Annotated in this window: 8 protein-coding genes; 6 read left to right on the forward strand and 2 right to left on the reverse strand. The window is 42.7% G+C overall.

The window, feature by feature from the left end; translation table 11 throughout:
- Positions 1 to 44: 44 nt before the first annotated feature.
- The 5 genes from cysD to cysQ are packed head-to-tail and all read left to right on the forward strand — an operon-like array spanning position 45 to position 5,501.
- Positions 45 to 944: a sulfate adenylyltransferase subunit CysD gene (cysD, locus tag CWC18_RS00835; protein ID WP_010367630.1), complete on the forward strand. Its 900-nt coding sequence runs from the start codon at positions 45 to 47 to the stop codon at positions 942 to 944.
- The gene (cysN, locus tag CWC18_RS00840) at positions 945 to 2,360 is read left to right on the forward strand and encodes a sulfate adenylyltransferase subunit CysN (RefSeq protein WP_138674489.1); all 1,416 of its coding nucleotides are present in this window, start codon (positions 945 to 947) and stop codon (positions 2,358 to 2,360) included.
- A 33-nt stretch (positions 2,361 to 2,393) separates the two neighbouring features.
- Positions 2,394 to 4,118: an SLC13 family permease gene (locus CWC18_RS00845; protein WP_138592917.1), complete on the forward strand. Its 1,725-nt coding sequence runs from the start codon at positions 2,394 to 2,396 to the stop codon at positions 4,116 to 4,118.
- A 12-nt stretch (positions 4,119 to 4,130) separates the two neighbouring features.
- A complete protein-coding gene (cysC, locus tag CWC18_RS00850) occupies positions 4,131 to 4,727 on the forward strand; it encodes an adenylyl-sulfate kinase (protein WP_138592918.1) in 597 nt (198 codons plus the stop codon).
- A 3-nt stretch (positions 4,728 to 4,730) separates the two neighbouring features.
- A complete protein-coding gene (gene cysQ / locus CWC18_RS00855; RefSeq protein ID WP_138674490.1) occupies positions 4,731 to 5,501 on the forward strand; it encodes a 3'(2'),5'-bisphosphate nucleotidase CysQ in 771 nt (256 codons plus the stop codon).
- A 66-nt stretch (positions 5,502 to 5,567) separates the two neighbouring features.
- Here the strand turns inward: cysQ and CWC18_RS00860 are convergent, their stop codons facing one another.
- Positions 5,568 to 6,896 carry a hypothetical protein gene (locus tag CWC18_RS00860; protein WP_138674491.1) on the reverse strand — a complete coding sequence of 443 codons (1,329 nt, stop codon included), beginning with the start codon at positions 6,894 to 6,896 and terminating at the stop codon, positions 5,568 to 5,570.
- Between the two features lie 87 nt (positions 6,897 to 6,983).
- Entirely contained in the window at positions 6,984 to 7,811 is an 828-nt protein-coding gene (locus CWC18_RS00865) for an arylamine N-acetyltransferase family protein (protein ID WP_138674492.1), read from the reverse strand.
- Positions 7,812 to 7,967: 156 nt separating this feature from the next.
- On the opposite strand from CWC18_RS00865, the gene CWC18_RS00870 reads away from it, so the two are divergent.
- Positions 7,968 to 8,141 carry a DUF6435 family protein gene (locus tag CWC18_RS00870; RefSeq protein ID WP_138592922.1) on the forward strand — a complete coding sequence of 58 codons (174 nt, stop codon included), beginning with the start codon at positions 7,968 to 7,970 and terminating at the stop codon, positions 8,139 to 8,141.
- Positions 8,142 to 8,214: the final 73 nt, after the last annotated feature.

Here is an 8,214-nt window from a genome sequence, read left to right on the forward strand (position 1 = left end):
CATTTTTATAACGATTTTTTATTATTTTAAGTAGGACGACGACAATGGCTTTAACACACCTTCAGCAACTTGAAGCTGAAAGTATAAAGATTATTCGCGAAGTCGCCGCTGAGTTTGAAAACCCAGTGATGCTTTACTCAATAGGTAAGGACTCTTCGGTACTTTTGCATTTAGCGCGAAAAGCGTTTTACCCAGCTAAAATTCCATTCCCACTACTACACGTGGATACAAACTGGAAGTTCCGTGAGATGATTGAGTTTCGTGATCGTCTTGCAAAAGAATATGGCTTCGACCTATTAATCCATAAAAACCCGGAAGGGATTGAAATGGGTATGGGCCCTTTTACTCATGGTTCAGCGAAACATACTGACGTTATGAAGACGCAAGGCTTAAAGCAAGCCCTAGATAAATACGGCTTTGATGCTGCATTTGGTGGTGCCCGTCGTGACGAAGAAAAGTCTCGTGCTAAAGAGCGCGTTTACTCATTCCGCGACAAGCACCATCGTTGGGATCCAAAAAATCAACGTCCAGAGCTATGGAATACCTATAACAGCCAAGTTAACCCAGGCGAAAGTATTCGTGTATTCCCACTGTCTAACTGGACTGAGCTTGATATTTGGCAGTACATCTATCAAGAAAACATCGACATGGTTCCTCTATACCTTGCCAAAGAACGCCCTGTGGTTGAACGTGATGGGACGCTTATCATGGTCGATGATGAACGTATGCCACTAGAAGAAGGTGAAGTACCACAAATGAAGTCTGTGCGTTTCCGCACGCTAGGGTGTTATCCACTCACCGGTGCGGTTGAATCTACGGCCAGTACGCTAACAGAAATTATCGAAGAAATGCTACTGTCCACATCATCTGAACGTGAAGGCCGTGTCATTGACCATGACTCATCAGGGTCAATGGAGAAGAAAAAACGTGAGGGGTATTTCTAAATGACGACTGCAAATGAAGTAAAAGAACTCGGTATTGACGCTTACCTAGCACGCCAGCAAGATAAAAGTTTGCTGCGCATGATGACTTGTGGCAGCGTAGACGATGGCAAATCAACATTAATAGGTCGCCTACTCCATGACAGCCACCAAATTTATGAAGATCAGCTTGCTGCACTTCATAAAGACAATGAGAAAGTTGGTAATGCGGGTGAAGACCTAGATTTAGCGTTATTGGTCGATGGATTGCAAGCCGAGCGTGAGCAAGGTATTACCATTGACGTCGCATATCGTTACTTCTCGACGACCAAGCGCAAGTTTATTATTGCCGATACTCCGGGGCATGAGCAGTACACCCGTAATATGGTAACGGGTGCGTCTACCAGCGACTTGGCCATTATCTTGGTTGATGCCCGCTACGGTGTGCAAATTCAAACTAAACGTCATAGTTTTATCTGTGATTCACTGGGCATTACACAATTTGTGGTTGCTATCAATAAAATGGATATTTGTGATTTTGACGAAGCCGTTTTTGAGCGCATCAAAACACAATATTTAAAGTTTGCTGAGCAGTTAAATGTAACGGATATTAAATTCGTTCCAATGTCGGCACTCAAAGGTGACAACGTTGTAACTCGCTCAGAGCACACACCTTATTATACTGACAAGCCACTGTTAGAGTTACTTGAAGACTCACCTGCAGCCGCGGCAAACACCGACTTTGAAGCGCGCTTCCCAGTTCAATATGTTGTGCGCCCTAACCTGGATTTTAGAGGCTTCCAAGGTACGTTAACTTCAGGTGCATTAGAAGCAGGTCAAGCGGTAAAGGTATTGCCTTCTGGTAAGCAATCTACAATTAAAGAGCTCGTTACATTTGATGGTAACTTAGATAAAGCAGAAGCAGGCCAAGCATTTACGATCACCTTAAATGATGAAGTTGATATTAGCCGTGGTGATGTCATTGTTGCTGCATATGCAAGTGCGGCTGCAACGAACCAAGTACAGGCACAGTTAGTGTGGATGCACGAAGCACCACTCGTACTGGGTAAAAGCTATAACTTTAAGCTCGGCAGCAAAAATACTGCTGCAATAGTCAAGAAAATTGATTACACCATTGATGTGAATACATTAGAGCATGGCTCCGCTGACAGTTTGCAGCTCAACGAAATTGCCGTTGTGACATTAGAGCTAACTGAAAGTATTGTGGCTGATAGCTATCGCAATAACCGTGATACGGGCTCGTTTATCTTAATTGATAGATTATCAAACCTAACCGTGGGTGCAGGTATGATAGAAGCGCTATTGAGCGAACAGACTGCAAATCAGTCACAATTCAGTGAATTTGAAGTTGAATTTAATAGTCTTGTTCGTAAGCACTTCCCACACTGGCAAGCACTCGACATTTCTAAGTTAAAATAATGTCGCCATACCTGTTATTAGGAGCATTCTAGGATGTACGAACAAATCATTTTAACAGGTATAATGCTGACTTTAGTTGGGTGCTTATTTGGCACCCAACTAAAACCCGCATGGTTATTTGTAGGTGCTATTGTCACCAGCTATCTAACAGGCTTAATTGACCTTGAAAATATGCTGGTGAATTATGCCAATCCCTCTCTAATAACACTGATCTTATTGATCCTTGTGTCAGTCGCGATTGAAAAAACGACCTTAGTACAAAAGTTAGCGCAGTCGTTAGCGAAAGGCAGTCTAACAAAATCAGTGATGAAGCTAGGCCTCTCAACTGCTTTTTTATCATCTTTTACTAACAATACCGCCGTTGTTGCATCTTTAATTTCCGCAATTAAAGACAGCCCTACGCATTCGCCGTCCAAGCTTTTATTGCCATTATCTTATACCGCAATATTAGGTGGCACGCTTACGCTCATTGGTACATCGACCAACCTCATCGTCAATGGCTTTGCCGTGGATGCAGGTATGCAACCACTCGGTTTTTTTGATTTCACCCTAGTTGGCTTGGGGGCGTTATTCGTTGGCTTATTAACCATTATGGTGCTGCTTAAATATTTACCGGACAATGGTAAATCAGACCAAGAGGTGGTGCCTTTTTATCTTGAAGGCAAAATCCAAGCACACTCTAAATTGGTGGGCCGAACGGTTGAAGAAAATGGCTTACGAGATCTTAAAGACCTTTTCTTAGCCGAGATTATTCGGGGAGAACGCCGTATTTGTGCGGTCACCCCACAACAAGAAATCCTCGCTGGTGATGTATTACTGTTCGTCGGCGACATCAAATCTGTACCACTATTAACACGTTTTGATGGCTTGAAAATCGTCCATGATAAACATGAAAAAGACGTTGAACATTTAGTCGAAGTGGTCATTAGCCAGTCATCCAAATATATTGGTAAAACAGTCAAAGAAGTACGTTTTAGAGAACAGTTTCATGCCGCTGTCATTGCCATACGTCGCGGCCACGACCGCCTTCAAGGTGGATTAGGTCAGGTTCAATTACAAGCTGGCGATTCCCTTATTCTGGCCCCAGGCAGCCAATTTTATGAGCTACCGAATTTAAAGCGTGAATTTGTTTATATCTCAGGTTTGGACTTACAAACTCACCTTAAGCCCCAACAATCTAATATTGTTCTTATGAGCTTTGTGGGTATATTAGGTCTGAGTATTTTAGACATCGTCCCGCTGGTGAAAGGCCTATTAGTACTGCTAGTCGCACTCGTATTTATGGGCACGATTAAAGTCGGTGAGCTCAAACGTCGCTTCCCAATTGAACTCATTGCTATTGTAGGAAGTGCCATTGGTCTAGCAAAGTTGATGATCGGCACGGGCCTCGCAGCACAAATCTCTGATGCACTCTTTTTCTTATTGGGTGATTTTGGGCCATATGGCGCCTTTATCGCTATATTTGTGATGACCGTGGTGTTCACCGAGCTTATTACTAACAATGCTGCCGCAGCTTTATCGTTTCCCGTTGCTTATGCACTCGCCGCAGGGTTTGGGGTAAATCCTTTACCTTTTGTCATGGCCGTCGCATTTGGCGCATCAGCCAGTTTTATATCGCCATTTGGTTATCAAACAAACCTAATGGTATACAGCGCAGGTAACTATCGTATTAAAGATTATGTCGCGATGGGTTTGCCGCTCTCAATTATTTATTCAATTACGGTTTTGACTCTGATACCTATGGTCTTTCCGTTTTAGTAGGCACATATAATGGACGAAAATGTAGTTTGGCATAACTATGCCGTTGATAAAGACAAACGTAACGAACATAAAGGCCACAAGCCCTGCGTATTATGGTTTACCGGTTTTTCTGGTTCAGGTAAAAGCACGGTTGCAGGCGCGTTAGAAAGCGCGCTACATCAGCAAAGTGTGCACACCTATTTACTTGATGGCGATAATGTCCGTCACGGTCTATGTAAAGATTTGGGGTTCAGTGACGCTGACCGTGTTGAAAATATTCGTCGCGTGGGTGAGCTCAGTAAATTGATGGCTGATGCTGGCTTAGTGGTACTCACCGCTTTTATTTCCCCTTTTCAAGCAGAGCGAGACATGGTGCGTGATTTACTTGATGACGGTGAATTTATCGAAGTGTTTTTAGATACCCCGCTTGATATCTGTGAACAGCGAGATCCAAAAGGGTTATACAAAAAGGCGCGAGCAGGCGAAATTAAACACTTCACTGGTATTGATTCAGATTATCAGATCCCAACTCAGCCTGAGATCGTATTAGATACTAGTAAAAATTCGCTAGACCAATCAGTCACACAACTGGTAGCGTATTTAAAAGAAAAAAACATCATAGGATAACTTATGAATCAAACGGATCTGCTCGAAGAAGTTTTACATCTCAGCCGTCAAGCAGGTGAGGCTATTATGCCAATCTACGCGAAAGACTTTGCAGTCGAGTACAAAGCAGATGAAAGCCCAGTAACAGAAGCGGATATTGCGGCTCACAAGGTGATTGTAGCGGGCCTCAACAAGCTCACACCTAACACACCAATACTCAGTGAAGAAAGTGCACATATCCCCTGGAAGACTCGCCAAATGTGGGATGAGTACTGGTTGGTTGATCCGATTGATGGCACCAAAGAGTTTATTAAGAAAAATGGTGAGTTTACCGTTAATATCGCTCTTATAAGAGCTGGTAAACCCATTTTAGGCGTGGTCCACGCGCCAGCACTTAATGTCAGCTATTTAGCAGCTGAAGCCATTGGTGCATTTCGTGAATGTGGTGAAGCACGCATAGAGCTTAAGGTAACGCATAAGGCCAACACGGGTAGAATTAATGTAGTTGGTTCTCGCTCGCATCTTTCACCAGATCTTGCGGCCTATTTGGAAAAATTTGATGACGTAGAAATGGTACCTAAGGGCAGTTCTTTAAAACTGTGTTTAGTTGCAGAAGGCAGTGCCGATGTTTACCCACGCTTAGGGCCAACGTCTGAATGGGATACCGGAGCAGGTCATGCGGTGGCCGAAATTGCAGGGGCTACAGTTACTCAAGTCGATGGCAGCCCAATGACTTACAATCAAAAAGACAGCTATTTAAACCCCTATTTTATTGTCTCTAGATTGGTAGATTAACCGCTTTTATAAACATCCTAAAATAACAAGGCACCCGCTCGGTGCCTTTTTATTATACTTATCACGCTATAAAGAATACAACGATTGCATCGCTTTATAATCTACGCCGAACTCCTGCCTGAACCAATGATTGACAAAATCTTCGTTCGGGTTAATTTTGCCACATCGCAGCGCATTTTCAGCCACCGACTCAGCGGCAGAATGCTGACAATATTGCAGTTTCCAAAGTGCATTCAAATCCGATGTATACTGGCCTTGTAACGGCCTTAATTGTACCTTTAATAACTCAGTTAAGTTCAAGAAATTGGCTGCTAACGGCTTTATTTGTGCTTCTTTGTAATTCGCAGTATGACTCTTTGTCGAGTTAACTTCACTGCTGGAGTGTTGATGGCTCACCATTTGTCCTGCCATCATACCTTTGTAGCCCAACCGCACTGTGTAATACTCTTGATATTCACTTATCGGATAAATGTAGACACGTTCGATATCAACCTCAATCCGTTTTTCACTATTTTGTGGGTCAACTCGTGATTCTGTCACCATGTAACGCTTTTCTTGCTGAGTATGCCTGACTTGACGGTCGTAAGTAATATCGGTGCTAAATTGAAAGCGCGCACTCTGCTTTGCTTGTGAGGTATACCATAAGCTTTTTTGAAACGCGTTGCGCATATCAATGAGGGTGTTTTCCACTAAATAACGCTGTGCTGTACTCTCGAACGAACCTAAATTCAGCTGCGTATCAAAACGCACCCTGTTAAAACGGCTTTGATCATAATTGTCTAGCTTAAGTGACACGGGTTGATGCCATGCTAGACAGTATTTATGTACAAATTGACGTAAATAAAAGCGCTGACCATGAACATGCTCAGCAAGCGACAAGCAGCGCGATTTACCATCCTGATTTAACTGCACTTTATACTGCGTGAGTTCATCGCTCATTTGTGCATTGTTTAGCAAGTATGCATATTGACTTTCGAACCATCGAAACCGGTCTGGTTGTTGGCTATTGGACAAGCTCTTAGCTTCTTTGCTCAGCCACCTATTCATATGACCCAATTCTTCACTTTGAGTGGCAGCTTGGGCTCCAAATGACTCTAAGCTCCATTTAGATTGATTGCGTAAGATAGTTTCTAATTTCTGTGCTGCACCGGTAAAATTTCCGGCTAGACGCAGCATTCTTACCTCGATTAAGCCACGATCAACGATTTTATTTCTTGCGACCGCTAAACCTTGTTGCGCTTTAATGTCTTCAGCATCTTCAGCCAATGCTTGCTCATAAAGCGCAGCCGCTTGTTGATATAAGCCTTGCTGGTATAACTTGTCACCTTTTTCAACTAAGCTAGTACATGCCGATAAGCTAAATGCCAAAGCTAATATATATAACGGTTTGCGCATATTTTTCAACCATCCTTTTTGGTTTCATATCACCGAATTTATATGCCAAGACTCTACCTTAGTTCTCGAGCAAAATCTATTCATATACTAGCGCTGTTGATTTACTCTTTCATACACCTTAGCAAAAGTTTTCTCAATCACAGGCATACTCACTTGTAGCCTAAAGTGCGCTTGTAATAAACCCTGTAGCTGCTGAGTTCCGGTAATATCACACTGGGTATGTTCACCGGTATGCTCATTCCAAACTAAATAGTGTAAGTTGCGGATCAAATGACGCTGTCCACGGTCAATACGTGATACCACCAAGTTATTCACAAATCCCGCTTCTGGGTGTTGATGGCTGTAAAAATGCGCCACATCACAATCCCCTTCATAGACGATTCCTAAATCGACCTCATACAAATCAATCTGCTCAGGAGCCTGAATACTGACTTTAACTGCTTGCCCTTTACGTTCAATTTGATACTGATTCCCCCCCTGCTCTAGCGAATTATTATGATTAATTGGCAGTGGTAAAATCGGGGTTTTCACTCCAAAGCCAACATCAATGAGGTAATCACGCCCAGCTATTGTAAGTAATGTCATACGATGTGTTCTGGGGTTAGTATCAAGACCATTGACCATCACCCGCGCTAGTACAGGGCGCACTTTAAACCCAAGGTGAGCAAGTGCCATACAAGCAATCTTATTATGCTCAAAACAATACCCTCCTTGACGATTAGTGATCACCCGGGTAAACACGTCTGTTTCTTCAAGCGATAAAAAATCACCATATAATGCGTTAATACTGCTAAAGCTAAATTCAGCTAAATGCCTTATTTGCAATTGAGATACTAGCTCTAAACCACTCAAGTTGTCTGGTAGTCCAAGCTGGAGAAGATAATCTGCAATATGGTCGCTAGGTAACGTCGTCATGTAAAGTCCTGATTAATTGTAGTAAGTGCAGCCAAGATAAAACCTCAAGCTGGGTTGAGGTCAATAACTTTAAGCGTTGCTTTACCCATAAATATAAACAGATCGTTTATCACTCAATAAACGTACAAAAAGGTAATTATTATTTGGACAAACGCCATGTTTAGCATTTTTAAGAAAGACCCACAGAAAAAGTTACGTAAGCAATATGATGAGAAACTAGAGGAGGCTATGCATGCACAGCGCCGTGGCGACATCAAAGGCTATGCCCTCTTAACCGCTGAAGCTGAAAGTATCTGGGCCGAAATACTCCAATTACAGCAAAGTGACTAAATTACGGACATAAAAAAACCCAAGCCTAAGCTTGGGTTTCTTATTAATGCTTGTGCATTAACTATAGTCGATA

Source organism: Pseudoalteromonas aurantia, from assembly GCF_005886875.1.
Classification (GTDB): Bacteria; Pseudomonadota; Gammaproteobacteria; order Enterobacterales; family Alteromonadaceae; genus Pseudoalteromonas; species Pseudoalteromonas aurantia_A.